This window comes from Mycobacterium sp. TY815 (assembly GCF_030755135.1).
Classification (GTDB): Bacteria; Actinomycetota; Actinomycetes; order Mycobacteriales; family Mycobacteriaceae; genus Mycobacterium.
In genome coordinates this window covers 1,339,628-1,366,625 of the sequence record NZ_JAUFRX010000001.1, presented here as the reverse complement: position 1 = coordinate 1,366,625, position 26,998 = coordinate 1,339,628, and the positions used below count along the sequence as shown (strand labels likewise).

General features: G+C 68.0%; 16 protein-coding genes, 1 pseudogene and 1 riboswitch. Of the genes and pseudogenes, 8 read left to right on the top strand and 9 right to left on the bottom strand.

The annotated features are described in order from the left end of the window. Positions 1–6: 6 nt before the first annotated feature. From QXK92_RS05790 to QXK92_RS05780, 3 genes and pseudogenes are all read left to right on the top strand, one after another. Positions 7–6,294 (top strand): type I polyketide synthase, encoded by a 6,288-nt coding sequence (locus QXK92_RS05790; protein ID WP_306240708.1) that lies wholly within the window; start codon positions 7–9, stop codon positions 6,292–6,294. A gap of 10 nt (positions 6,295–6,304) precedes the next feature. Further along, complete coding sequence (locus QXK92_RS05785) at positions 6,305–9,322, top strand: type I polyketide synthase (RefSeq protein WP_306244223.1); 3,018 nt, start codon at positions 6,305–6,307, stop codon at positions 9,320–9,322. A 154-nt stretch (positions 9,323–9,476) separates the two neighbouring features. Beyond that, a pseudogene (locus tag QXK92_RS05780) lies at positions 9,477–10,538 on the top strand (type III polyketide synthase). Here the strand turns inward: QXK92_RS05780 and QXK92_RS05775 are convergent. Both QXK92_RS05775 and QXK92_RS05770 read right to left on the bottom strand, forming a co-directional pair. Then, positions 10,521–11,807: a cytochrome P450 gene (locus QXK92_RS05775; RefSeq protein WP_306244221.1), complete on the bottom strand. Its 1,287-nt coding sequence runs from the start codon at positions 11,805–11,807 to the stop codon at positions 10,521–10,523. The pseudogene QXK92_RS05780 and the gene QXK92_RS05775 sit on opposite strands and share 18 nt — an antisense overlap. An 8-nt stretch (positions 11,808–11,815) precedes the next feature. After that, positions 11,816–13,588, bottom strand: a complete 1,773-nt coding sequence (locus tag QXK92_RS05770; protein WP_306240707.1) for an ABC-F family ATP-binding cassette domain-containing protein — start codon at positions 13,586–13,588, stop codon at positions 11,816–11,818. Positions 13,589–13,627: 39 nt separating this feature from the next. Next, a riboswitch (cobalamin riboswitch) is annotated at positions 13,628–13,808 on the top strand. A gap of 111 nt (positions 13,809–13,919) precedes the next feature. On the opposite strand from QXK92_RS05770, the gene QXK92_RS05765 reads away from it, so the two are divergent. The 3 genes from QXK92_RS05765 to QXK92_RS05755 all read left to right on the top strand — a co-directional run bounded on the left by QXK92_RS05765 (position 13,920) and on the right by QXK92_RS05755 (position 18,868). Continuing rightward, positions 13,920–15,575, top strand: a complete 1,656-nt coding sequence (locus tag QXK92_RS05765; protein ID WP_306240706.1) for a PPE domain-containing protein — start codon at positions 13,920–13,922, stop codon at positions 15,573–15,575. 118 nt (positions 15,576–15,693) lie between these two features. Then, the gene (locus QXK92_RS05760; RefSeq protein WP_306240705.1) at positions 15,694–18,681 is read left to right on the top strand and encodes an acyl-CoA synthetase; all 2,988 of its coding nucleotides are present in this window, start codon (positions 15,694–15,696) and stop codon (positions 18,679–18,681) included. Continuing rightward, on the top strand, positions 18,674–18,868 hold the full coding sequence (locus QXK92_RS05755) for a Trm112 family protein (protein ID WP_306240704.1): 195 nt from the start codon (positions 18,674–18,676) through the stop codon (positions 18,866–18,868). The genes QXK92_RS05760 and QXK92_RS05755 overlap by 8 nt, the downstream gene beginning before the upstream one ends. Here QXK92_RS05755 and QXK92_RS05750 read toward each other — a convergent pair. The 3 genes from QXK92_RS05750 to QXK92_RS05740 are packed head-to-tail and all read right to left on the bottom strand — an operon-like array spanning position 18,858 to position 20,981. After that, positions 18,858–19,463, bottom strand: coding sequence for a TetR family transcriptional regulator (locus QXK92_RS05750; protein WP_306240703.1), 606 nt, complete (start codon positions 19,461–19,463; stop codon positions 18,858–18,860). The two genes, QXK92_RS05755 and QXK92_RS05750, sit on opposite strands and share 11 nt — an antisense overlap. A 1-nt stretch (position 19,464) precedes the next feature. Next, positions 19,465–20,214, bottom strand: a complete 750-nt coding sequence (locus tag QXK92_RS05745; protein WP_306244219.1) for an ABC transporter permease — start codon at positions 20,212–20,214, stop codon at positions 19,465–19,467. A 14-nt stretch (positions 20,215–20,228) separates the two neighbouring features. Then, positions 20,229–20,981, bottom strand: a complete 753-nt coding sequence (locus tag QXK92_RS05740; protein ID WP_306240702.1) for an ABC transporter ATP-binding protein — start codon at positions 20,979–20,981, stop codon at positions 20,229–20,231. Positions 20,982–21,038: 57 nt separating this feature from the next. Here QXK92_RS05740 and QXK92_RS05735 point away from each other — a divergent pair, with 57 nt between their 5' ends. Next, positions 21,039–21,650, top strand: a complete 612-nt coding sequence (locus QXK92_RS05735; protein WP_306240701.1) for a DNA-3-methyladenine glycosylase — start codon at positions 21,039–21,041, stop codon at positions 21,648–21,650. On the opposite strand, the gene QXK92_RS05730 is transcribed toward QXK92_RS05735, so the two are convergent. Further along, entirely contained in the window at positions 21,647–22,525 is an 879-nt protein-coding gene (locus QXK92_RS05730) for a bile acid:sodium symporter family protein (RefSeq protein WP_306240700.1), read from the bottom strand. The genes QXK92_RS05735 and QXK92_RS05730 overlap by 4 nt on opposite strands. 106 nt (positions 22,526–22,631) lie before the next feature. Between QXK92_RS05730 and tyrS the strand changes: the two genes are divergently transcribed. After that, a complete protein-coding gene (gene tyrS / locus QXK92_RS05725; protein ID WP_306240699.1) occupies positions 22,632–23,912 on the top strand; it encodes a tyrosine--tRNA ligase in 1,281 nt (426 codons plus the stop codon). Here tyrS and QXK92_RS05720 read toward each other — a convergent pair. From QXK92_RS05720 to QXK92_RS05710, 3 genes are all read right to left on the bottom strand, one after another. Continuing rightward, positions 23,909–25,354 (bottom strand): TfuA-like protein, encoded by a 1,446-nt coding sequence (locus QXK92_RS05720; protein WP_306240698.1) that lies wholly within the window; start codon positions 25,352–25,354, stop codon positions 23,909–23,911. The two genes, tyrS and QXK92_RS05720, sit on opposite strands and share 4 nt — an antisense overlap. Then, on the bottom strand, positions 25,351–26,601 hold the full coding sequence (locus QXK92_RS05715) for a YcaO-like family protein (protein WP_306240697.1): 1,251 nt from the start codon (positions 26,599–26,601) through the stop codon (positions 25,351–25,353). Before QXK92_RS05715 ends, QXK92_RS05720 begins: the two co-directional genes overlap by 4 nt. 126 nt (positions 26,602–26,727) lie before the next feature. Beyond that, positions 26,728–26,853: a hypothetical protein gene (locus tag QXK92_RS05710; protein WP_306240696.1), complete on the bottom strand. Its 126-nt coding sequence runs from the start codon at positions 26,851–26,853 to the stop codon at positions 26,728–26,730. Positions 26,854–26,998 lie beyond the last annotated feature (145 nt).

Below are 26,998 nucleotides of genomic sequence, written 5' to 3'. Positions count from 1 at the left end.
TAACCAGTGGACGCCACCAAGCAGGTTGACTACCTGAAGCGCCTCACCGCGGATCTGCGCCGCACCCGGCGCCGCCTGTCTGAGTTGGAGGGCAGGCTGTCCGAGCCGGTGGCGATTGTGGGCATGGGATGTCGCTATCCCGGCGGTGCGGATTCGCCAGAGGCGCTGTGGCAGTTGCTGATCGACGGGCGTGACGGGGTCTCGGACTTTCCGGCGGATCGCGGCTGGGATGTCGACGGCATGTACGATCCAGACCCGGATGCGCTCGGCAAAAGTTACACGCGGCGGGGCAGCTTTCTGGCCGACGCCGGCGATTTCGACGCCGGATTCTTCGGCATCGGTCCGAACGAAGCTCTCGCGATGGACCCGCAGCAGCGGGTGCTGCTCGAGGTGTCGTGGGAAGCGCTGGAGCGCGCGGGAATCGACCCGACCACGTTGCGGGGCACTGCCACCGGGGTGTTCGCGGGTGTGATCCACGCCGGTTACGGGGGCGAAGTCAAGGGCGAACTGGAGGGTTACGGCCTCACCGGTTCCACGTTGAGTGTGGCCTCGGGACGGGTGGCCTACGTGCTGGGTCTCGAGGGCCCGGCAGTGTCGGTGGATACGGCGTGCTCGTCGTCACTGGTGGCACTGCACCTGGCCGCCCAGTCGTTACGTTCCGGCGAGTGCGACCTGGCACTGGTCGGCGGGGTGACGGTGATGGCCACGCCCGGCGGTTTCGTGGAATTCAGCCGGCAGCGCGCTCTGGCCGCCGACGGTCGATGCAAGGCGTATGCGGCTGCGGCGGACGGTACGTCATGGGCCGAAGGCGCCGGTGTCCTGGTGGTTGAGCGGCTGGCCGATGCGCAGCGGCTGGGGCATCAGGTGCTGGCGGTGGTGCGGGGTTCGGCGGTGAATCAGGATGGCGCGTCCAACGGGCTGACCGCGCCCAACGGCCCGTCGCAGCAACGGGTTATCCGGGCGGCGCTGGCCAGCGCACACCTCGGCGTGGCCGACGTGGACGTCGTCGAAGGACACGGGACCGGCACCACGCTGGGTGATCCGATCGAGGCCCAGGCGATCTTGGCGACCTACGGCCAGAACCGCGACGAGCCATTGTGGCTGGGATCGATCAAGTCGAACCTGGGCCACTCCTCGGCCGCGGCGGGCGTGGCCGGCGTGATCAAGATGGTGTTGGCGATGCAGCACGGCGTGATGCCGAAAACGTTGAACGTGGACGCGCCGACGCCGCACGTGGATTGGTCAGCCGGTGCGGTGTCCCTGTTGACCGAGGCGCGCCTGTGGCCGGAGCCCGGCCGGCCGCGCCGAGCGGGCGTGTCGTCGTTCGGGATCAGCGGCACCAACGCGCACGTGATCCTGGAGCAGGACCCCGCACCGGAATCCGTTGAGCCCGAACCGTTCTCCGGTACCGTCCCGTGGGTGCTGTCGGCCCGTTCGCCGGCTGCCCTGGCCAACCAGGCCCGGCGCCTGCTGGCGCAGCTGCGCTCCGATGCCGGGGTACGCCCGCTCGATGTGGGTTGGTCACTGGTGACCACCCGCTCGCTGTTCGAACACCGTGCCGTGGTCGTGGCAGGCGAACGCGCGCAGTTCCTGGACGCTCTCGCCGGCCTTGCCGCCGGAGCGGCGACTGGCGAGGTGGCGGTGGGTCGCACCCGCCCGGTGGGTCAGACGGTGTTCGTCTTCCCCGGGCAGGGCGCGCAATACCTGAACATGGGCCGTGCACTGTACGAGCGATTCCCGGTTTTCGCCAAGGCCTTCGACGCGGCCGGCGACGCGTTGAACGGTCATTTGCGAATTCCGTTGCAGCAGGTGGTGTGGGGCAACGACGCGGGTCTGCTGGAGAGTACGGAGTTCGCCCAGCCGGCACTGTTCGCCGTCGAGGTGGCATTGGCGGCACTGCTGCAATCCTGCGGCGTCGTCCCGGATGTCGTGCTCGGCCACTCGGTCGGCGAGATCGCCGCCGCACACGTCGCCGGGGTGCTGTCGCTGGAGGACGCGGCGCGATTGGTGGCGGCCCGCGCCCGGCTGATGGCGGGCCTGCCGGCCGGCGGAGTCATGGTTGCGGTCGCGGCCGGCGAGGAGGAGGCAGTCGCGGAGCTGATTCCCGGGGCTGGCATCGCCGCGGTCAATGCACCTCATGCCGTGGTTATCTCGGGTGAGCAGGCTGCGGTGGACGCCGTGGTGGCGTCGCTGTCGGCCCGGGGCCGGCGGGTGCACCGGCTGGCCGTCTCGCATGCTTTCCATTCCGCATTGATGGAACCGATCCTCGCGGAGTTCGCGGCGGCCCTCGCCGGGGTGTCCTGCTCCGCACCGCGGATCAGCCTGGTGTCCAACGTGACCGGTCAGTTGGCCGGACCGGGGTACGGAACCGCCGAATACTGGGTCGAGCACGTGCGACGGCCGGTGCGGTTCGCCGACAGCGTCCAGCTGGCCGAATCGTTGGGGGCCAAGGTTTTTCTCGAGGTCGGTCCCAGCGGCGGACTGATGGCGCTGGCCGAGCAGTCGCTTGCGGGCGAACCCGTGTCCGCCACCCTGATAGCCAAGGATCGTCCGGAAGTCGACACGCTGCTGCTCGGTCTCGGCCGGCTGTTCACCGCCGGCGTCGGCGTGCAATGGCGCGAGGCATTCTCCGGCCTCGGCGCTCAGCGGGTGCCGCTGCCGACCTACGGCTTCAACCGGCAACACTTCTGGCTGGCGGAGCTGGGTGTCGGACCGACGCAGCTGGCCACGGTCGGCCTGACCGGCAGCGGCCACCCGCTCCTGGGGGTGGTGGTGGAACGGCCGGACGTCGGCGGTGTGGTGTTGAGCGGCTCGCTGTCGCCGGCGGTCCAGAACTGGTTGTCCGACCACGTCGTCAGCGGCGTGGTGCTGTTCCCGGGAGCCGGCTTCGTCGAACTGGTGTTGCGCGCCGGCGACGAGGCCGGTGCCCCGGTCATCGAGGAGCTCACGCTGGTGGCACCGCTGGCGCTGCCGGAAACTGGTGTCGTGCCCGTGCAAGTGGTGGTGGGTGCCGCCGACGACTCCGGACGCCACGGGGTACGGGTGTATTCGGCGTCCGGCGATTCGTGGGTTCTGCACGCCGAAGGCGTGCTGGGTCCCGGCGGTATCCGGAGCGGAGCGGATCTGTCGGCGTGGCCGCCGGTCGGCGCCTCGGCCGTGGACGTGTCGGGCGTGTACGACCAGTTGGGCGCGCGGGGCTACGGCTACGGTCGAGCCTTCCAGGGCGTCCGGGCGGTGTGGCGACGGGGACGTGAGGTGTACGCCGAGGTGGTCGCACCCGAGGGAGTCAACGTGCGGCGCTTCGGGATTCACCCCGCGGTGCTGGACGCGGCGCTGCACGCCTGGGGATTCGTCGAGGACGGTGCGCAGCTGGCGCTGCCGTTCTCCTGGCAAGGGGTGACCCTGCACGCCACAGGCTCATCACGGCTGCGGGTCCGGCTGGCGCCCACCGGCGCCGGCTCGGTGTCGGTGGAACTCGCCGACTCCGCCGGATTGCCGGTGCTGTCGGTCCGGGAATTGGTGGTGCGCGCGGTTTCCGGGCAAGCACTGGCGGCGGCGGTGCCGACCGGAGCCAGAACAGCTGGCGGCCTGTTGGACGTGACGTGGAAGCCGTTGCAGCACAACGGCTCCGATGTGCCGAGTGTGGCGTCGGTGTGGGAACCGGAGTCAGATGCGCAGCTGCCCGGTGCAGTATCGCGCGCGACCCACCGCGCGTTGCGGGTGCTGCAGGAGCACCTCAGTTCGTCCGGGGTGCTCGCGGTCCTGACCAGGGGAGGTGTCGCCCCGCCCAACGGAGCCGTGTCGGACTTGGCGGCCGCCGCGGTGTGGGGTCTGGTGCGCTCTGCCCAGGCCGAGAACCCGGGGCGGTTCGTGCTGATCGATACCGATGATTCGGTGCCGGTGCAGGAGGCGCTGCGCTACGCGGAGCCGCAACTGTTGGTGCGCTCCGGGGTCGTGTACGGCGCCCGCCTGGTGCGCGCCGCGTCGCCGGTGCTCGCGCTCCCGGAGGGTCTGTGGCGGTTGGGCGCCGGCGCCGGCGGAACGCTGGAGGAACTCACCGTTCGCCCCTGTGAGCGGGTGGAAGTGGGTCGCGGTCAGGTCAGGGTGGCTGTGGGGGCGGTGGGTGTGAACTTCCGCGACGTGATGCTGGCGCTGGGCATGTACCCGGGCGTGGCGGAGCTTGGCGTCGAAGGTGCCGGGGTGATCGTCGAGGTGGGTCCCGGGGTGACCGGGTTGTCGGTAGGCGACGCGGTGATGGGTCATTTGGGCGCGGCAGCCTCCGAAGCGGTCGTGGATCAGCGGATAGTGACCGCGGTGCCGGCGGGTTGGTCGCTGGCCACCGCCGCCAGCGTGCCCGTGGTGTTCCTGACGGCGCTCTACGGCTTGTCGGTGCTGGGTGGTCTCCGGGCCGGCGAGCGAGTGCTGGTTCATGCCGGCGCCGGTGGGGTGGGTATGGCCGCCATCCAACTGGCGCGGCACTGGGGATGCGAGGTTTTCGCCACAGCCAGCCGGGGCAAGTGGGACACCCTGCGGGCCATGGGTTTCGACGACGATCACATCGGCGATTCGCGGACGCTGGAGTTCGAGGAGAAGTTCCGGGCGGTCACGGGCGGCGAAGGGGTCGACGTCGTGCTCAACTCGCTGGCCGGCGAGTTCCTCGATACCTCGTTACGGCTGACGGCCCCGGGTGGGCGGTTCCTCGAGATGGGCAAGACCGACGTCCGCGACCCGCTGCTTGTCGCCGAGGAGCACCGCGGAGTGCGTTATCAGGCGTTCGACCTGTTCGAGGCCGGACCCGACCTGATGGCGCAGATGTACGCCGAAATCCTCGGGCTGCTGCGCGACGGTGCGGTGAAACCGTTGCCGGTCACCGTCTTCGATGTGCGACGCATCCAGCAGGCATACCGGTTCGTCAGCCAGGCCAGGCACATTGGCAAAGTGGTGCTGACCGTCCCGAACGGGCCGGCCGGCGCGCAGTCGCCGTTGACCGGCGGCTCCGTGGTGATCACCGGCGGCACCGGTATGGCAGGTGCCGCGGTGGCGCAGCATCTCGTCGACCGCTACGGGGTGGCGCATGTGGTGTTGGTCAGCAGGTCCGGTTCGCGGGCTGCGGGGGTGGCCGAGTTGGTGGCCGGGCTGGAGCAGGGCGGGGCGCAGGTGGCGGTCGCAGAGTGCGATGTCGCCGACCGCGCCGCGGTGGCCGCCATGCTGAAGCAGATACCCGAACGATTCCCCCTCAAGGGCGTGTTCCACGCCGCCGGCGTCATCGACGACACGGTCATCACCTCGTTGACACCAGAGCGCCTCGATGCGGTGCTACGGGTCAAGGTGGACGGTGCCTGGAACCTGCACGAGCTGACCCGCGACGCGAATCTGGCTGCGTTCGTGATGTTTTCGTCGCTCGCCGGCGTCGTCGGCAGTCCGGGACAGGGGAACTACGCCGCGGCCAACGCCTTTCTGGACGGGCTGGCGAGTTATCGACGCGAACACAATCTGCCCGGGATCTCGATCGGCTGGGGACTCTGGGAAGAGACCAGTGCGATGACCGGCAAACTCGGCGAACGGGACCTGGCGCGGATGAGGCAGGTCGGATTGTCGCCGCTGCCCACCGAACAGGCGCTGGGACTGCTCGATGCCGCCCTGCTTGCCGATCACCCGGTGCCCGTGGCTGCGCGCCTGGACACCACCGCCCTGACCAGCGAGGCCGACCTGCCCCCGCTCTGGCATGACCTGGTGACTCGTCCGAGCCGGCGAGTCATCGATGCCGCCGACACCAACTCGGCGGCCGGCAGCATGGTCGAGCGGCTGCACACCCTGGCCCCCGAGCAACGTCTCCAGGCTCTCACCGAGCTGATCTCCTCAAGTGCCGCAACCGTTCTGGGGCATAGCAGCGCGGTCGACATCGACGGCAACAAGGCATTCCAGGAACTGGGGTTCGACTCGCTGACCGCCGTGGAGCTCCGTAATCGGCTGAAAACCGCGACCGGACTGACCCTTTCACCCACCTTGATCTTCGATTACCCGACGCCGGCCGCACTGGCGCAATACCTGGCCGATCAGTTGGACACCGGTGCGCCGCCGGCCGGCGAACCGCAGAACCTGCTGGCCCGCTTCGAGGACGTCAGCCGCGAACTCGGCACCCTGGTCCGCCGGCCCGACTGGAGCCCCGAAGAGAAGACCCAAGTCACCACCAGGCTGCAGGCGCTCATCGCCCAACTGAGCGCTCCGGCCGCTGAGGATGAGGCCGCCAAGAGTGAGCTTCGCGCTCTCCTCGATGACGACTTCACTCCCTGAGAGGGTCGCCGTGCAGCCGACGGACATTGCCATCATCGGGTTGGCGTGCCGTTTTCCGGGGGCCGCGAACCCGCGCGAATTCTGGCAGCTGCTGCGCGACGGACGTGAGGTGATCGAACCCCTGACCGGAGCAGGCGATTTCGACGCCCAGTTCTTCAATGTCGCACCGCGCGCGGCGTGCGCCATGGACCCGCGGCAACGGCTGGCGATGGAATTGACCTGGGAACTGCTCGAAGACGCATTCCTGGTGCCGGAGACCGTGCGTGGTGAGCAGGTCGCCGTCTACCTCGGCGCCATGAACGACGATTACGCGCTGCTGACCCTGGCGGGGCAGGTCGACCACCATTCGTTCGCCGGTCTGAGCCGGGCGATGATCGCCAACCGCGTCTCGTATGCGTTCGGTTTACGCGGCCCCAGCATGACCGTCGACTCCGGGCAGTCGTCGTCTCTGGTCGCGGTCCACGAGGCGTGCGCCGCGCTGCGGGCAGGCACGGCGGCGATGGCGGTCGCCGGCGGCGTGCACCTCAACCTGGCATCCGAAACAGCGCTGCTGGAAACGGAATTCGGTGCGCTGTCGCCGACCGGGCACACCTACGCCTTCGACCGGCGCGGTGACGGATATGTGCGCGGCGACGGTGCCGGTCTGGTCCTGCTCAAGCCGCTCGGCGACGCCGTGCGCGACGGAAACCGCGTCCGTGCCGTCATTTCCGGCAGCGCCGTCGGCAACGCAGGCCACGAGAGCAGCAGTCTGACGGTGCCCTCGGCCGCCGCTCAGGCCGACGTCATCCGGCGCGCACTGGCCGACGCCCGTCTGGAGTGCGACGACGTCGGCTATGTGGAGGCCCACGGGACCGGGACCGCGGTCGGGGATCCGGTAGAGGCCCGGGCACTCGGATCCGTGTTCGGTGGGCGTCACCAGGTGGCCATCGGCTCCGTCAAGACCAACATCGGGCACACCGGTGCGGCAGCCGGGGTTGCGGGCCTGATCAAAGTGGTGCTGTCGCTCGAAAACGGTTCGCTTCCAGCCAGTCTCAACTTCGCCGACCCGACGATCGACCTGGCTGCGGCGGGCTTGCGGGTCAACATCGCCCTGACACCGTGGGCGGCGCCGCGGCGGGCCGGTGTCTCATCGTTCGGCATGGGCGGCACCAATGCTCACGTGATCGTCGAACAGGCTCCCGAGCCCGCGCGGTTCGACGCCGCGCCGGTCGACGAGGCGCCGCCCGACGTGGTCACCGTCCCGTGGGTGCTCAGCGGGCGCTCGGCAGACGCGCTGGCCGGTCAGGCGGCGCGGCTGGCCGGACAGGCCGACGGCGCAATTGCCGACGTGGGTTGGTCGTTGGCGACCACCCGCGCGGTGTTCGATCATCGGGCCGTGATCGTCGGTTGCGACCGGGCGCAGATGATCGCCGGCGTGCACGCTGTGGCGTCGGGCACGCCGGGTTCCGGCGTGGTGGTGGGCCGGGCCGGCGGTCCCGGAAAGACGGTGTTCGTCTTTCCAGGACAGGGCTCGCAGTACCTGGGCATGGGTCGGCAGCTGCACCGCCGGTTCCCGGTATTCGCCGCGACGTTCGACGAGGTGGCCACCGCGCTGGATCCGCATCTCAGATTGCCACTGCGACAAGTGATGTGGGGACGCGACCAGACGTTATCGCACAGCACCGAGTTCGCTCAGCCGAGCCTTTTCGCGGTACAGCTGGCGGTGGCCGCACTCGTGCGGTCCTGGGGCGTGACCCCTGAGCTGCTGCTGGGCCACTCGGTGGGTGAGATCGCGGCCGCGCAGCTGGCCGGGGTGTTGTCACTGGCGGATGCGGCGCGGCTGGTCGCTCTTCGCGGCCGGCTGATGGCCGGGCTGCCGGCGGGCGGGGTGATGGTCGCGGTAGCCGCCGGGGAAGCTGACGTGCAGCCGTTGCTGGGGCAGCGGGTCAGTCTGGCCGCGGTGAACGCGCCGGATTCCGTCGTGTTGTCCGGGCCGGAAGCTGCGGTGGGCGCGGTGGCCGATCAGTTGGCGGCACAGGGCCGCCGGGTACACCGGCTGGCGGTGTCGCACGCGTTCCACTCGGCGCTGATGGAGCCCATGCTCGAAGAGTTCTCGACCGCACTGTCCGGTCTCAGTTTCTCGGAGCCGCGAATCGGGTTGTTATCCAACATCACTGGTGAGGCCGCCGGCGCCGGATACGGTTCGGCCCGGTACTGGGTGGACCATGTGCGCAAGCCGGTGCGGTTCGCCGACGGGGTGCGCACCGCGACCGCCCTGGGCGGCGGGGTGTTCATCGAAGTCGGCCCGGGCGCCGGTCTGACGGGTGATCAGGATGTCTCGGTCGTGACGTTGTCGGACGGTGTTGCCGAGGCCGATACGGTGCTGACCGCCGCGGGGGCGCTGTTCACCAGGGGAGTGGACATCGACTGGGCGGCCACGTTCAGCGGTCTCAAAGCCCGCCGCGTCGAGCTGCCGACCTACGCATTCGCGCGGCGACACTTCTGGGTTGGGGCCGAAGCGGACACGCCGGACAGCGCACCGCGTTCGCAACGGTGGCGAGAGCTCGATTCCGGCGAGCGGTATCGCCGGCTGGTCGACTTGGTGTGCTTGCATGCCGCCGCGGTACTCGGATATGCCGGGCCGGGCGACATCGGTCCCCGACAGGCGTTCCAAGACCTGGGCTTCACCTCGATGAGCGGTGTGGAACTGCGCAACCGGCTGAAAACGGACAGCACTTTGGCGGGATTGTCACTATCGCGCACCATGATTTTCGACTATCCGACTCCGCATGATCTGGCCGAGCACCTCGCGCAACAACTGTCAGACGATGCCGGCGACGAATCCGAGGACCACCGCATTTGGTCCTTATTGAACACGATTCCAATCCGCGAGCTGCGGCGTACCGGTTTACTCGACAAACTGCTGCTGCTGGCGGGCAAGCCAGAAAACCCCAGTTCAGAAGACACGTCCAGCGAGGATGTAATCGACTCGCTGAGTCCTGATGCGCTAATCGCAATGACCCTCGAGCCCGGAGATGATAAAGGCTGACAAAGGGTGCTCTCCGCACATATTTCTCACACAAATAAGACAGGTGTTGAATATCACCCTTTTTGCCAGGCCACAAAATCGCCACTAAACTCCGGGTTTTGAGAAGTCTTTTCGGGGTGGGCTATCCGGCGAGCAACTGAATGAGGCAGGGTCAATGAGCGTCATCGCAGGGGTCTTCGGTGCGTTGCCACCACACCGATACAGCCAGAGTGAGATCACCGATCTGTTCGTCGAGTTTCCCGGGTTGAAGGAACACGAAGAGATCGTTCGGCGCCTGCACAAGTCCGCCAAGGTGAACAACCGCCACTTCGTGTTGCCGCTGGAGCGCTACCCGGCGCTGAACGACTTCGGCGACGCCAACGAGATCTTCATCGACAAGGCGGTCGACCTTGGCATCGAGGCGCTGATGGGTGCGCTGGATGAGGCCGGTCTGCAGCCGCAGGACATCGACCTGATCGCCACCACCACGGTCACCGGCGTCGCGGTGCCCTCGCTGGACGCCCGGATCGCCGGGCGGCTCGGTCTTCGGCCTGATGTACGCCGCATGCCGCTGTTCGGGCTGGGTTGCGTGGCCGGGGCGGCCGGGGTGGCTCGCCTGAACGACTAACTGCGCGGGGCGCCCGACGGCGTCGCGGTGTTGATCTCCGTCGAGCTCTGTTCGCTGACCTACCCGGCGGTCAAACCCACGGTGTCCGGCCTGATCGGGACCGCGCTGTTCGGTGACGGCGCCGCTGCGGTCGTGGCCGTCGGTGACCGTCGCGCCGAACAGATCAACGCCACCGGCCCGGCCATCGTCGACTCCCGCAGCCGGCTGTACCCCGAATCGCTGGACATCATGGGCTGGGATGTGGGCTCGCACGGCCTGCAACTGCGCCTGTCGCCGGACCTGACCGACCTCATCGAGGCGCACCTGCCCGCCGATGTCGACGGTTTCCTTGCTCTGCACGATATGACCAGGCAGGACATCGGCACCTGGGTCAGTCACCCCGGGGGCCCGAAGGTGATCGACGCGATCACCAACTCTCTCGAGTTACCGCCGGAGGCGCTCGAGCTGACGTGGCGTTCCCTCGGGGAGATCGGCAACCTGTCCTCGTCGTCGGTGCTGCACATCCTGCGCGACACCATCGAGAAGCGGCCGCCCAGCGGTAGCCCCGGCCTGATGCTGGCGATGGGACCGGGTTTCTGCGCCGAGCTCGTGCTACTGCGCTGGCACTGAGTCGAGGACTTGCACCGTCAGACCCGGTTGGGGACTGAGTGAGGCGAAGTTGCCGGCCCGAATGCGGCGTTGGTCCGGCAGGCTCAGCGTGGTCCGTGCCAGCAGCCGGGCCAGCATCACCGTCATCTCGGTCAGAGCCATCACCGAGCCGATGCACCGGTGCAAGCCGCCGCTGAACGGAATGAACTCGTGCGGAGCGGGCTTGCGGTAGCCCGGGGCCGTTGCGTCCCATCGTTGCGGACGGAATTCCGTTGGCTGCGGCCATAATTCGGCGATCCGGTGGGTGACGTATGCGCTGAAGACGAGCATCCGTCCCGCGGTGATCCGGTGCCCGTCGAATCGCAGTTCCCGCATCACCCGGCGCGCCGAGATCACTCCCGGCGGGTACAGCCGAAGCGTTTCGTGCACAACGCCGTTGAGGTATGTCAGGGCGGGCAGATCCGCGGCGGTCGGGGCCGCACCGCCCAGCACGTGTTTCACCTCGGCGGCCGCGGTATCCCACGCCCCCGGCACCGTCAACAGCAGATAGGCGGCCCACGCGAGCGCGCCACTGGTGGTTTCGAAGCCGGCGGTGATCATCGACACGATCTGGTCGCGGATCTCGTTGTCCGACAACGTCTGTCCCTCGTCGGACCGTCCGTGCAGCAGCGTCGTCAGCAGGTGGTCGTCAGGTCTGGGCCGGGCGCGGGCATCGGCGATCTCGGCGTCCATCAACGCGTCGATGCGCGCGCGGGCCGCCATCGCCTTTCGCCAGCCGGGGGAGTTGAACCGCCGCTGCAGCGCCATCACCTGCGGTAGCTGATGAGTGAGGTCCAGCAGCGGCTGCAATTGTGTACCGAGGAAATCCGAATGCGCGGCCATTCGGGAACCGAACAGGCTTTCCGCGGTACTGCGCCGCACCGCCGAACGGAAATCCTGGTAGATGTCCAACCGCTGGCCGGGACGCCAGCCGTCGATCATGACGTCGACGGAGCGCGCCATGGTCTGTACGTATTCCTGGACCTGGCGGTGACGCAATCCCGGCGCCACCACGCTGCGCCGGCGGCGGTGGTCTTCACCGTCGCTGACGATCAGCGCAGTCGGGCCGTCCACCGGCGCCAGGGTCTCGAACGTCTCCCGCCAGCTGAACGAGTCGGCGTTGGCGAAGACGAACTTGTTCGCTTCGGGCCCCAGCAGATAGACGAAGCCGCGCCGGCCGATCCCGGCGTTGAGCACCGGGCCACGGCGCCGGTAGGCCGCCAGCAGCGCCTCACCGGGCGGGTAGGACACCACCGGCTTCACTCCAGCGCCTCGGACAGTTCCAGCCATTGGGCTTCCAGTGTGGCGACGTCGTCCTCCAGGCCGCGCAATTCCCGCGTCAGCCGTGTGATGCCGACGTGGTCGGATTGATCGTGCTCGGCGAGTTCGGTGTGCTTGCCCTCGATCCGGGAGGCCAGTCGGGCCAGCTGTCGGTCGACTGAGGCCAGTTCCTTCTCCGCGGCGCGACGCTGCGCCCCGGACATCGCCGGCTGCGGTGACGGCTCGGTCGGTTGCGCCGGCTTCGCGGGCGAGTGAGCCGCAAGTGCCAGGTACTCGTCGATGCCGCCGGGTAGGTGTCGCAACCGGCCGTCGACGATCGCGTACTGCTGATCGGTGACGCGTTCGAGCAGGTAGCGGTCGTGGGAGACGACGATCAGGGTGCCGGCCCAGGAGTCCAGCAGGTCCTCGGTGGCGGTCAGCATGTCGGTGTCGACGTCGTTGGTGGGCTCGTCGAGCAGCAGCACGTTCGGTTCGGCCAGCAGGGTGAACATCAGTTGCAGGCGGCGCCGCTGTCCACCGGACAATTCCCCGATCCGTGACGACAGCTGTCCGCTGCTGAAACCCAGCCGCTCCAGCAGTTGCGCCGGGGTCATCTCGCGGCCCTCGACCTCGTATCCGCTCTGCAGCCGGCCCAGGACCTCGGCGATGCGCTCACCGGCCAAGGCGGTGAGCGCATCGCCCTGCTGGTCCAGCACCGCCAACCGGACCGTCTTGCCGCGCTTGACGCGGCCGGAGTCGGGTTCGACGGTTCCGGCCAGCAAACCGAGCAGCGTGGACTTGCCGGCGCCGTTGGCCCCGACGATCCCGGTCCGCTCGCCCGGGGCGATCCGCCACTCGACGTCGCGCAGCACCTGTCGTCCGTTGTAGGAGACCGAGACGTCCAGCAGATCGATCACGTCCTTGCCCAGCCGGGCCGTCGCGAGCTTGGCGAGTTCCACGGTGTTGCGCAGCGGCGGGACGTCGGCGATCAGCTGGTTGGCGGCCTCGATGCGGAACTTGGGTTTGGAGGTGCGGGCCGGGGCACCGCGGCGCAACCAGGCCAGCTCCTTGCGCATCAGGTTCTGCCGCTTGGCTTCCAAGGCGGCGGCCTGCCGGTCGCGTTCGACGCGCTGCAGCACGTATGCGGCGTATCCACCCTCGAACGGTTCGACGATCCCGTCGTGCACTTCCCATGTCGTGGTGGCGACTTCGTCCAGGAACCAGCGGTCGTGGGTGACCACCAGCAGCCCGCCGCTGTTGCGCGCCCAGCGTTGCTTCACGTGACCCGCCAGCCAGGTGATGCCCTCGATGTCGAGATGGTTGGTCGGTTCGTCCAGAGCGATCACGTCCCAGTCGCCGATCAACAGCTGGGCCAGCTGCACGCGCCGGCGCTGACCGCCACTCAGCGTGGAAACCATTGCATCCCAGGCGATATCGGACACCAATCCGGCGACCACGTCGCGCACCCGGCTGTTGCCGGCCCACTGGTGTTCGGGCTGGTCACCGACCAGCGCCCAGCCGACGGTGTGCTCGGGATCGAGCGTGTCGGCCTGGGACAGCGCGCTCACCCGCAATCCGCTGCGCTGAGTGACCCGGCCGGAGTCGGGCGTGAGTTCCCCGGTGAGCAGCCGCAGCAGACTGGATTTTCCGTCGCCGTTGCGGCCGACGATGCCGATACGGGCGCCGTCGTTGACTCCGAGGGTGACCGATTCGAAGATCACCTGGGTCGGATATGCCAGGTGTACCGCCTCGGCTCCGAGCAGGTGTGCCACCGGACCGAGGCTACCGGCCCCGCTGTCGGCTACCGCCGACACCGGCCAAGATGCGACAATGCACCGGTAAGGCAATGACGATGCAGGAAGCCGGTGTGAAACCGGCGCGGTCCCGCCACTGTAATCGGGGAGCGACCCTCATACGCCACGGCGAATAGCTGGAAGGCGAGGCGAGCGGCGATCCGAGAGCCAGGATACTCGCGTCATCGCGTCCTGCGACCCGGGGCGGTGTACCCCGAGAGAGCGATCGCCGTCCGATGTGTCTTCGGCTTCTTATTTGTCAATTACCAACGCCCGCAAAATATTCGACTCATGACCGAGCGGGTGCGCAATGACCGCACCAGTCTGGATGGCGGCCCCGCCGGAAGTACATTCGGCGCTGCTCAGTAGCGGTCCCGGGGCCGGTCCGCTATTGGCCGGGGCCGCGGCCTGGAGTTCGCTGAGCACTTCGTACCTGGAGACTGCCCAGGACCTGGCCGCGGTGCTGGCATCCGTACAGGCCGGCGAGTGGGACGGTCCGTCCGCGCAGGCGTACGTGGCCGCTCACGTGCCGTATCTGGCGTGGCTGAATCAGGCCGGGACGGACAGTGCGGCGATGGCTGCCCGGCAGGAGACCGCGGCCACCGCCTGGTCCACCGCTGTGGCAGCGATGCCCACACTGGCGGAACTTGCTGCCAATCACGCCGTGCACGCCGTGCTGGTTGCCACGAATTTCTTTGGCGTCAATACGATTCCGATCGCACTCAACGAGGCCGACTATGTGCGGATGTGGATTCAGGCCGCCACCGTGATGAGCACCTATCAAGGCGCGGCCGCGGCCGCCGTGGAGACCGCACCACAGACGGCCGTGGCGCCGGAGATCGTCACCACCGGCGCATTGGCGGCCGCCGACGATCTGCCCCCCGACCGGCAGAACGACTTCTATCAGTGGCTGACCGACATCGGGTATATCGATTTCTACGACAACTACATTCAGCCGCTGATCGACGCGCTGTCCAACCTGCCGTTCTTCCAAGCGCTGTTCTCGGGCTTCGATCCCTATCTGGTGATCCTGGGCAACCCGCTGACCTACTTCAGCCCGTTCAACATCGCGTTCGCCCTCGGCTATCCGATGGATTTCGGCACCTATGCGCTGTTGCTGTCGCAGATGTTCTCCTTCGTCGCCCTGGACCTCACCGCCGCGTTCGCCTCGGGCAACCCGACGACGATCGGCTTCACCATCCTGTTCGTCACCGTGGAGATCATCGGAACGGTCATCACCGACACCATCGCCCTGCTCAAGACGCTCCTCGAGCAGACCATCGTGCTGCTCGCGGTGGTGGTGCCGTTGCTGACCGCCCCCTTGGTGCCACTGGCCGCCGGCGCGGTGCTGGCGCCGATCGGCATCAAGGGCCTGGCCGCCCTGGCTGTCGCGCCGCCGGCGCCCCCGGTGGCACCGCCGGTCACGCCGCCGCTCGCCGCGCTCGCCCCGTCCGTTCCGGCATCCACCTCGTCACCTGCGCCCGCGCCGGCAGAGGTGACCGGGTCGGCCCCCGCACCCACCGCGCCGCCGCCGACCGCGGCGCCCCCGACCTTCACCGGCACCGGTGTGGGTCTGGGCCTGGGTGCCGGCATGGAGAATTTCGGCTACCTGGTCGGTGACCTCGGTTCGGTCGCCAGGAAAGCAGCCGTATCCGGAGCCCGGAAGCAGGCGCCGGAACCTGACGGCGCGGAGGAGCCGACCGCTGCGCCGGCTCCCAGGGAACCGGTGGGCGCGCCGCGCCGCCGGCGGGCGAAGGTCGCCCAATTGGGCCGGGGCTACGAATACATGGACCTCGAGCCCGAGGTGACCGCGTCGGGAACGGGTGCGACCGGGTTCGCCGGCGCCGCGGCCGGCCGGGGTGTCGGTGCTGCGGGCGTGACCACCCTGGCCGAAGACGAATTCGGTAGCGGGCCGCGGGTTCCCATGCTGCCCGCAACGTGGCAGGGCGAGCACGGGGCAGGGTGAGGACCGTCGTCACCTGACGCCCCCAGCGGCAAACACCCGTGACCCAGACCACCCGCCAAGGCCGATGTGCCATGATGTCCTCGCTGGTCAAGGCCGACGTCAGGAGCATTGAGGAGCAGTGGTGGATCTCAATTTTTCGATGGTCACCCGACCCGTCGAGCGGCTGGTAGCCACCGCTCAGAACGGTCTGGAAGTGCTCCGCCTGGGCGGCCTGGAAACGGGCAGCATCCCGTCGCCGTCGCAGGTCGTCGAGAGCGTGCCGATGTACAAGCTGCGACGGTACTTCCCGCCGGACAATCGCCCCGGCCAGCCGCCGGTCGGCCCGCCGGTGCTCATGGTGCACCCGATGATGATGTCGGCCGACATGTGGGACGTCACCCGGGAAGACGGCGCGGTGGGCATCCTGCACGCCAGCGGTCTGGACCCGTGGGTGATCGACTTCGGCTCGCCCGACAAGGTCGAGGGCGGCATGCAGCGCACCCTGGCCGACCACATCGTCGCTCTCGACCAGGCCATCGACACCGTCAAGAACACCGCCGGCCAGGACGTGCATCTGGTCGGATATTCCCAGGGCGGTATGTGGTGCTACCAGGTCGCGGCCTACCGGCGCTCGAGGAACCTGGCGAGCATCGTCGCGTTCGGCTCGCCGGTCGACACCCTTGCCGCGCTGCCCATGGGCATTCCGGCGAACATCGCCCCGGGCGTCGCCGATTTCATGGCCGACCACGTCTTCAACCGCTTGAACATTCCAAGCTGGATGGCGCGCACCGGTTTTCAGATGATGGATCCGATCAAGACGGCTCAGGCCCGCATCGACTTCGTGCGCCAGCTGCATGATCGGGAGGCGCTGCTGCCCCGGGAACAGCAGCGCAGGTTCCTCGAACGCGAGGGATGGATCGCCTGGTCAGGGCCGGCCATCTCGGAACTGCTCAAGCAGTTCATCGCGCACAACCGGATGATGACCGGCGGGTTCGCGATCAACGGCCAGATGGTGACGTTGACCGACATCACCTGTCCCATCCTGGCTTTTGTCGGTGAGGTCGACGACATCGGTCAGCCCGCCTCGGTGCGCGGCATCCGGCGGGCGGCGCCGAACACCGAAGTGTACGAATGTCTGATCCGTACAGGGCATTTCGGCTTGGTGGTGGGGTCGCGCGCTGCCTTGCAGAGTTGGCCCACCGTCGCCGAGTGGGTGCGCTGGATCTCCAGCAACGGCGACAAACCGGCCAGCATCAGCCTGATGGTGGAGCAGTCTGAAGAGCACAACGACAGCGGTGTGGCCTTCAGCTCGCGCATCGCGCACGGCCTGGGGGAAGTGTCCGAGGCGGCGCTCGCGCTGGCCCGCGGTGCGGCGGACGCTGTGGTGGCGGCCAACCGCTCCATGCGCACCCTGGCAGTCGAGACCGTGCGCACGCTGCCGCGGCTCGCGCGACTCGGCCAGCTCAACGATCACACCCGAATTTCGTTGGGACGCATCATCGATGAGCAGGCCCACGATGCACCGCAAGGCGAGTTCCTATTGTTCGACGGCCGCGTGCACACCTACGAGGCGGTCAACAAGCGCATCAACAACGTCGTGCGCGGCCTGATCGAAGTCGGTGTGCGCCAGGGCGACCGGGTGGGTGTGCTGATGGCGACCCGGCCCAGCGCTCTGGTCGCGATCGCCGCACTGTCCCGGCTGGGCGGGGTGGCCGTGCTGATGCGCGAGGACGTCGACCTGGCCGCGCAGGTTCGCCTGGGCGCAGTCAGCGAGATCCTGACCGACCCCACCAATCTCGAAGCGGCGCGCCAACTTCCGGGGCAGATCTTGGTGCTGGGTGGTGGTGAGTCGCGCGATCTGCACCTGCCCGACGACGCGGACGTCATCGATATGGAACAGATCGACCCCGACGCGGTACAGATGCCCGCCTGGTATCGCGCCAACCCGGGTTTTGCCCGGGACCTGGCTTTCATCGCGTTCAACGCGGCCGGAGGCGAACTGGTCGCCAAGCAGATCACGAATTTCCGGTGGGCGTTGTCGGCGTTCGGAACCGCTTCGACGGCCGCACTGGACCGCAAAGACACCGTGTACTGCCTGACCCCGCTGCACCACGAATCCGCCCTGTTGGTGAGCCTGGGCGGCGCGGTGGTCGGTGGCACCCGCATCGCGCTGTCCCGCAGCCTGCGGCCGGACCGGTTCGTCGCCGAGATCCGCCAGTACGGCGTCACGGTGGTGTCCTACACCTGGGCGATGTTGCGAGACGTCGTCGACGACCCGGAGTTCGGGCTGCACGGCAACCATCCGGTGCGGCTGTTCATCGGCTCGGGCATGCCGACCGGCCTGTGGGGGCGCGTCGTCGACGCGTTCGCGCCCGCCCATGTCGTGGAATTCTTCGCCACCACGGACGGGCAGGCGGTGCTCGCCAACGTGTCGGGCGCCAAGGTCGGCAGCAAGGGCCGTCCGCTGCCGGGGGCCGGTCGCGTCGAACTGGGCGCCTACGACCCGGAGAACGATCTGATCCTGGAGAACGATGACGGTTTCGTGCAGGTGGCCGCGCCCAACCAGATCGGAGTGCTGCTCGCGCAGTCACGCGGTCCAATCGACCCGACCGCATCGGTCAAGCGTGGCGTGTTCGCTCCCGCCGACACCTGGATCTCGACCGAATACCTGTTCCGGCGCGACGAGGACGGCGACTTCTGGCTGGCCGGCCGCCGCGGCGCCGTCATCCGCACGGTGCGGGGCATGGTCTATGCGGAGCCGGTCGTCGACGCGCTGGGCCTGATCAGCGCCGTCGACCTGGCCGTGACCTACGGCGTCTCGGTCGGCGACCGCCAGTTGGCGGTGGCGGCGGTGACGCTGCGGCCCGGCGCGACCATCACCGCCGCCGACCTGACCGAGGCGGTCGAGAGCATGCCGGTCGGGCTCGGACCCGACATCGTGCACGTGGTGCCTAAGCTGACGCTCAGCGCGACCTACCGGCCCACCGTGAGCGCCCTGCGGGCGGCCGGAATCCCGAAGTCCGGGCGTCAGGCATGGTACTTCGACGCCGCCAACAACGAATTTCGCAAGCTGACCCCGGCGGCCCGCGCCGAGCTCAGCGGAAAGCAAGTAAATGCCGATGCTTGACGACACCCTGCTGAACATCCTGGTGTGCCCGGCCGATCGCGGGCCGCTGCTACTGGTGAACGAGGGCCGGGAGCTCTACAACCCGCGGCTGCGCCGCGCCTACCGCATCGACGACGGCATCCCCGTCCTGCTGGTCGACGAGGCGCGCGACGTCGACGACGAGGAGCACGCCCGGCTCACGGCGTGAGACCCGGCAGGTCACCGGTGAGATAGCGCTGCAGGTTGGGCGCGATCGTCGCCACGATCTGCTCAATGGGCAGCGACGCGAACGGCTCGACCTTGATGATGTAGCGCGCCACCACCACGCCCATCAGCTGAGAAGCGACGAACTGCGTGCGCAGCTTGCCGGTTCCCGGGGGATCGTCGACGCGCGAACCCACGGCACCGCCGACGATCTCCTCGAGAAACGAGCGGGCCAGCCCCACGTCGTCACCGGCGATCAGCGACCGCAGGGTGGCGATCAGCCCCGCGCCCAACTCGGAGTCCCACAGCGGCAGCAACAGCGAGGGCAGCTTGAGCCCGAGCTCCTCGACCGGGACTTCCAGCAACGGTCCGATCACCTGCATGGGGTCGATCGGGATGTGGATCGCCGCGGCGAACAACTGCTCTTTGGTGCCGAAATAGTGATGGACCAGAGCGGAATCGACGCCGGCTCCCCTGGCCACCGCCCGGATGGAAGTCCGGTCAATGCCGTTGAGCGCGAACAGCTCCCGCGCACTCACCAGGATTCGCTCCCGGGTGTCGGAGTTTCCCGCCGGCCGGCCCGGACGTCGGGCGGCCACGCTAAGGGGTCCTCCGGCGCAGTGTCGCGGCGGCCAGGCACAGCGATGCGACGGCGAACGCCAGCACCACCAGCATGTCGCGCACCGCGGTGTCCGACAGTGCGGTATGGATCCCCACCTGCTGCAACGCCTCCAGCGCATAGCTGGCCGGCAACAGGTTGCTGATCCACTCCAGCCAGCCCGGCATCGCGGCCCGCGGAACGATCACCCCGGCCAGCAGGAGTTGGGGCACCATCACGAGCGGAATGAACTGCACCGCTTGAAACTCGGTGCGGGCGAAGGCGCTGAACAGCAAGCCCAGGCCCACTCCGAGGACGGCATTGTCGATCGCAATGACGAACACCCACACCGGCGCCCCCGCAGTGGAGAAGCCCAGCAGCCAGAACGAGACGACGCACGCCACAATCGCCTGCACCGCTGCGGCGATCGAGAAAGCGGTTCCATAGGCCATCAACAGATCGAGCCTGCGCAGCGGCGTGGTCAGGATGCGCTCCAAGGTTCCCGAGGACCGCTCACGCTGCATCGTGATCGACGTGATGATGAACATCACGAACAACGGGAACAGGCCCAGCATGATCAAGCAGGCGTTGTTGAACGGGCTGGGCGACCCGGGGCGATGCGGAGCATTCTGAAACATGAAGTACATCAGCGTGATCACCAGCACGGGCACCACGAGGATCATTGCCACGCTGCGGTGATCGGCGGCCACCTGACGCAGGATCCTGGCGGTGGTCGCCGTGTACGGCTTCAGCTGCGCGCCCAGTCCTACCCGGCTCGGCGCTCGGTGTTGCGCCTGATGATGGACAGAAACGCTTCCTCCAGTGACGTGCATGAGGTGTCCTCTCGTAGTTGGGCCGGGGTGGTGTGGGCGACCAGGCGTCCCTCCCGCATCAGCAGCAGGTCGGCGCAATGGTCGGCTTCGTCCATCACGTGGCTGGAGACCAGCAGGGTGGTGCCGGCGTTGGCCAGCTCCGCGAATTGCCCCCAAAGGTCTACGCGCAGTACCGGATCCAATCCGACGGTCGGCTCGTCGAGTACCAGCAGCTCGGGGCGGCAGACCAGCGCACAGGCCAGTGACACTCTGGTGCGCTGACCGCCGGACAGGTTTTCGCAGAACGCGGTGCGGTGCTCGGCGAGCCCGACCCGCTCGATGGCTTCCTCGGCGGCGTGACTGTCGTAGCCGTACAGCGACGCGATGTAGCGGACGTTGTCGACGACCCGCAGGTCGCGGTAGATGGTCGGGTCCTGTGGCACGTATCCCACCCGTCGGCGCAACGCCGGACTCCCGGCCGGCCGGCCCAACACCGTCACGGTGCCGGAGGCGATGATCTGGGAGCCGACGATGCTGCGGATCAGCGTTGTCTTGCCGCATCCCGACGGCCCGAGTAGCCCGGTGATGGTGCCGCGCGAGATCTGCACCGAAAAGTCATGCAGCGCCGCATGTTTGCCCCTGATCACCCGCAACCGCTCGACGCTGACAGCCGGCCCAGAAAATTCATCATACGATGAAGTCATCATGTGATGAATATCCGCCCTGTGCCGGAGGATTGTCAAGAGCCAGGCAGAATCGGTGTGGTGAGCGCTACCGAGCTGCTGGTGGATCCGGTCGAGGCCGCCCGCCGGCTACTCGGCGCCACCGTGAGCGGCAGGGGGGTCACGGCCGTGGTCGTCGAGGTCGAGGCCTACGGCGGCGTGCCGGACGGTCCCTGGCCGGACGCCGCGGCTCATTCCTACCGGGGGATGCGGGACCGCAATGCCGTGATGTTCGGTCCGCCCGGGCGGCTCTACACCTACCGCAGTCACGGCATCCACGTCTGTGCCAATGTCGCGTGCGGACCCGACGGCACGGCCGCCGCTGTGCTGTTGCGGGCATGCGCCATCGAGGACGGCGTCGACCTGGCCCGGTCGCGCCGCGGCGCGGCGGTGCGGGGGGCGGCGCTGGCCCGGGGTCCCGGCAACCTGTGCGCGGCCCTGGGAATCACTATGGATGACAACGGAATTGACCTGTTCGACCCGGACGCCCCGGTGACGTTGCGGCTCGGCCCGCCGATGACGCCCACCGCCGGGCCGCGGGTCGGCGTCAGCCAGGCCGCCGACCGGCCGTGGCGGCTGTGGCTGGCGGGCCGACCGGAGGTGTCCGCCTACCGGCGCAGTCCCCGGGCGCCGGCCGCGGGTACCAGCGACTAGGTTCCGCGCCGGGAAGCCCCCCGGTAGGCGGGATCCAGCCGGCGCACGGCGAACAGGAACGTCAGCGCCACCAGCGGTGCCAGTACGCCGTACACCGCCGCCGGGGTGGCCATATCGGCGTTGTTGAGCAGTTGCGGGCTCAGCGCGATACCGATCGCCACCACGGCGTTGTGCAGGCCGATCTCCAGGCTCACCGCGATGGCCTGGCGTGGAACCAACCGCATCAACCGGGGAACGAGGTAACCGACAGTCAGGCTGAGGGCGCAGAAGGACACCACGGCCAGGCTGAGCACGCCGAAGTTCTTCATCAGCGTCGTCCGACCACCGGCCAACCCGGCGGCCAGGGCGACCACCAGCAGGACCGCCGCGGCGATTCGCACCGGCTTGTGCAGTCGCTGAGCCAGGTCGGGAAACCGGTGGCGGATGGCCACTCCGACGGCAGTGGGGATCAGCACTACCGCGAACACCCCGAAGAATTTGTCGAATTGCAGCGGAATGAACCGGCCTCCGCCCAGGAACCATGTCATCGACAACGCCAGGATCGCCGGTATCGCGAAAATCGACAGCACCGCGTTGATGGCCGTCAGTGTCAGGTTGAGCGCCAGGTCCCCGTCGGCCAGATGGCTGAGCACGTTGGCCAGCAGCCCGCCGGGCGTGGCCGCCATCAACATCAACCCGACCGCCAGGTTCGGCGCCAGATCGAGGGCCTCGGCGACCAGCAGGCACACCAGCGGAAGCAGGACCGATTGACACAACAGGGCGACCAGAAGGGGCTTGCGCAGTTTGGCGGCCCGCTGGAAGTCGGCCACGGTGAGCGTGAGGCCCAGGGCGAGCATGATCGCCACCACGACCAACGGGAAGAAGCGGTTGTCCATAACCCTCCGCAACCTACCCGATCGCCCGCTGCAGGCCACCGGCTGGAATCAGCCTGAACCCATCCGGCGCGCACCGGCCGGTCACCGAACTGGAAGGATCTGGGCCATGGGTAACGAGTCGTCCGGGATTCTCGACGAGTTGGGCTGGCGTGGGCTGATCGCGCAGTCCACCGACCTCGACGCGCTGGCGGCCGAGGCGCAGCGCGGACCGATGACCGTCTACGCCGGATTCGACCCCACCGCCGCGAGCCTGCATGCCGGACATCTGGTGCCGCTGCTGGCGTTGCGCCGCTTCCAGCGCGCCGGGCACCGCCCGATCGTGCTGGCGGGCGGGGCGACCGGCATGATCGGCGACCCGCGCGAGGTCGGGGAGCGCAGCCTGCAGGAAGCCGACACGGTCGCCGAATGGTCCGAACGGATCCGGGGACAACTGGAGCGCTTCGTCGACTTCGACGATTCGCCGACGGGTGCGATCGTCGAGAACAACCTGGAGTGGACCGGCGCGCTGTCGGCCATCGAATTCCTGCGCGACATCGGCAAGCACTTCTCGGTCAACGTCATGCTGGATCGCGACACCGTGCGCCGCCGCCTGGAGGGCGAGGGCATCTCCTACACCGAGTTCAGCTACATGCTGCTGCAGGCCAACGACTACGTCGAGTTGCACCGGCGGCACGGCTGCTCGCTGCAGATCGGCGGGTCGGATCAGTGGGGCAACATCATCGCCGGCGTTCGGCTGGTGCGCCAAAAGCTCGGTGCCGCAGTGCATGCGCTCACCGTGCCACTGGTGACCTCGGCCGACGGCAAGAAGTTCGGCAAGTCCACCGGCGGCGGGAGCCTGTGGCTGGATCCGCAGATGACCAGTCCGTACGCCTGGTACCAGTACTTCGTGAACACCGCCGACGCCGACGTGATCCGCTACCTGCGCTGGTTCACGTTCCTGTCGGCCGACGAACTCGCCGAGCTCGAGCAGGCGACGGCGGAGCGGCCGCATCAGCGGGCGGCCCAACGCCGGCTGGCCGCCGAACTGACCACCCTGGTGCATGGCGAGGCCGCCACCGAAGCCGTCCAGCACGCCAGCCGGGCGCTGTTCGGGCAGGGGGAGTTGGACCGGCTCGACGAGGCCACCCTGTCGGCGGCACTGCGTGAGACGTCCGTGGCGGAGCTCAAACCCGGTGAGCCGGACGGGATCGTGGATCTGCTTGTGGCCAGCGGTCTTTCGGAGAGTCGCAAAGCTGCGCGGCGCACCATCGGCGAAGGTGGCGTGTCGGTCAACAACATTCGCGTCGGCAGCGAAGAATGGTCGCCGCAATCAACCGATTTCCTGCATGGCCGGTGGCTGGTGCTGCGCCGGGGCAAGCGGAATGTCGCGGGAGTGGAGAAGGTTTAGGCGGGGCCACCCAAGGCGCCGACTTCGATCGAGGGCAGTTGGTCGTCGGCCGCCGACACGGCGAACAGGCTTGCCGCGTTGTAGAACGCGTCGTTGGTCATCAGCCCCCGTTGCGCGAGTTCGATGTGGTCCACCTGCGTGCCCCAGCGCATGCTGAACAGCCGCTTCAGCTGAACGGGGTCGGGCCGGTGCAAGTTCAGATTCGGCTTCTGCCGCGCCAGTTCGTCGCGACGGGCCAATGCCTGCGCGGCCATTGCACGCCAATCGGGCAACCGGGGATCGGTGCGCAGCAACTCCAGGAAGTGCTGGATTGCCGGCAGCGACCGGGTGAAGAACAGGGTGCGGGTGGTCAATCGCGCCGAGACCGCGACGGGGTCGTCGGCGAACTTCTGCATCTCTTCGTCGGTAAGCCAATGTGCACGAACATGTTCGGGGAAGCCTGAGGCATCGATGATTCCCGATGCGACCGCATAGCGGTGGGCGATCGTTTCCAGCGCTCGCTCGTAGTCGTCGACCCCGATGCCGGCGACCGCCCGCGCTGCACGGTCGCGCACGCTGCCCTCATCGCCGGGATTGGTCAGGTTCCAATACCAGGCGGCCACCTGCTCCAGGGCGGGGCGGTAGGCCCAGCGGTCGGTGGCGCACACGCTCAGCAGCGAAAGGACGTCGATGTCCAGGATGTCGACGACGTCGTCGCCTCCGGGTGTCACCTCGACTGGTGTCGGCGGGGCCCACCGTTGCCGCCAGCGCTCCGACCACACGGTCGGCGGAGGACCGGGACGCACCGCCACATATCTCGGCCCGCGGATCACCTCCTGCAGTGCCAGCACTGCGTCGGCGTGCTTGATGTCGATCCGCATGGACTTCAATTGCTTTGCCAGCACGGCCCTTTCCGGGACATCGGCGGATTCCAGCAGACGGTTCCAGGTGCGTTGGGTGAAGGGTGTACGGCGGGCGGTATCGATGAGTTGGTCCCCCGTCGCCGCCGTCAGGACGCCGGTTGTCACTGCCTGCGCGACGGTCTGGCGGATATTGACCAGGGCGTCCACAAAGACCGGGTAGCCGTCTTCCGGGTCACCGTGCACCATGCCGACTTCGTCGTCGGCGTCGATGATGCCGTCGCGGTATCCCTCGAAAACCCAGCCGTAGCCCTCCATGCCGAACGGGTGCAGCTCTGCGGCCCGCAGCGCACCCATGCTCGATGAACCGACCACGCGCACGCCGTCGTCCATCAGGGTCAGCAGTTCCTTGTGCCGCACCGACGCGCTCTGGAAAAAGAGGCCGTCGACGATCAGCAGGGTGTCGCCGGCCGCCAACCCGTAGCGCAGTGCGTCGCCGAACGAAATCGGTGGCACCACTTCAGCGTGTGGAATCACCGCATGGATGTCCTCGGTGGCGATCGTCGGACCCGCGGTGACGACGATCCGGGCCGTGGCTGTCATGAGTGCTCCTGCAGTGGGGTGCGCAGTGGCGACTGCACCGTCGCCGACATGCCGGGCGCGATCACCTTGACGACCGGGACGCAGGCCTCCGGAAAGTCGCACACCACCGCAAGGGGTTCGGCGCCGGCTACCGACGTCACGGCCGTTGCCGCCGAAGCGAGCAGTTCGTTCAGCGAGTCGCTGCTGGCGACGTGCCACGGCGTGGGATCGCCTTCGGGCATGGATTGCATCGACTTGCGGGCGGGTGCGAAGGTGTGGACGCGGGCGAATCGGTGGTAGATCGCCGAGGGCAGATCCTCACGTGCTCCGCTGATCGCTGTCAGGCGTGACTGCGCGGCCTCGGTAATCGCCCGGGACAGAGCGACATTGGGGTCGTGATGCAGACCGCTGCCGCTGAATGGGATCTCCATCATCGGTGAGGTGATCTCGGCGGCGAAGCAGTAGAAGCCGTCCCAGACGTCCATCCGGGCGACCTGCACTTCGCTGCCCGCACGGTGGATCATCTCCACCAGTTCAGCGCACTCCGAGCGCATGACATCCTCGATCGGCACCTCGAACAAGGTGGAACCGGGCTGCGCGGCGGCCATGCCGTAGCGCTCCATGATCTCGTAGAGACCGTGCAGGGTGGCCTCGTGATAGCTGTTGCCCGAGGCCAGTCCCGTCGTGTCCATCCCGAAAATCGGTGGCCCCCAAGAGTCGTTCACCGAGATGTTCACGACGGTGGCCAGCCAGGGCACCCAGGTTCGGCGACCGGTCAGCAGGGTCGTTGCAACCATCCAGTCGAGCTTGGCGCCGGGGTGGTAGAAACTGCCGGCGGGGCGATTGAGATCGGCCGGGTCATAGGTCAGTGCGTCGGTCAGTTGCGTTGTGGGCGTTGACAATAGATCAGGCTTGATGTTCTCGACGTGCCAGTTCTCCAGGGACTCCATGGCCGCGGACACCTGCGCGGCCCGGTACGTGGTGGCCTTGCCCTGGCTTACCGAAAGCGTCAGCGATGCCGGGCGCACCGCCTGCACGGTGGGGATCCCCAGATCGTCGAGCCAGGTGAGATCGGCGACGCGGGTGATGCCGGCCGTCATCAGCAGCGGCTGGATCGCCGCCCAGGTCTGGTCGGGAGAGATGATGCGGTGGGTGCCCGCGTGGTGACCGATCCGGAGCGGATCGGCGTGGCCCAATACCCGTGCGGGCCAATGTGACCAATCCGGGCCGGTGATTCGCCCGGTGCCGGTGCCCGGCAGTTCTGACATGGGCTTCACGCTACTGAGTAAGGGCATCAACGGTGGGCATTCGGTTCGGTTGGACAGGAAAATCCAGCGGGATCTCATCGCGAGGGGAGGGGGAGGGGATGCGATGAGACCCCGCTGGGAGTCTGGTCATTCGGTGGCGTCGGCCACCGTGAAGAACGGCATGGAATAGGCGCACTCGTTCTCGTGGAACAGGATCTCGTGGGACACGTAAATGACCTTTCGTTGGTTGTGTGGGGTTGGTCTGGCGGACAAGCGGGATTCCGCCGACAGGCTGGGCTCAGATCACTCGGCGTCGCCGGCGTGGAAGGCAGGCGCGCAGTAGACGTTCTCGGTTTCGCAGAACAGGGTCTCGTAGGCCATCGGGCGGTCCTCTCGTGGTTGTGATTTCGTTCGAGAC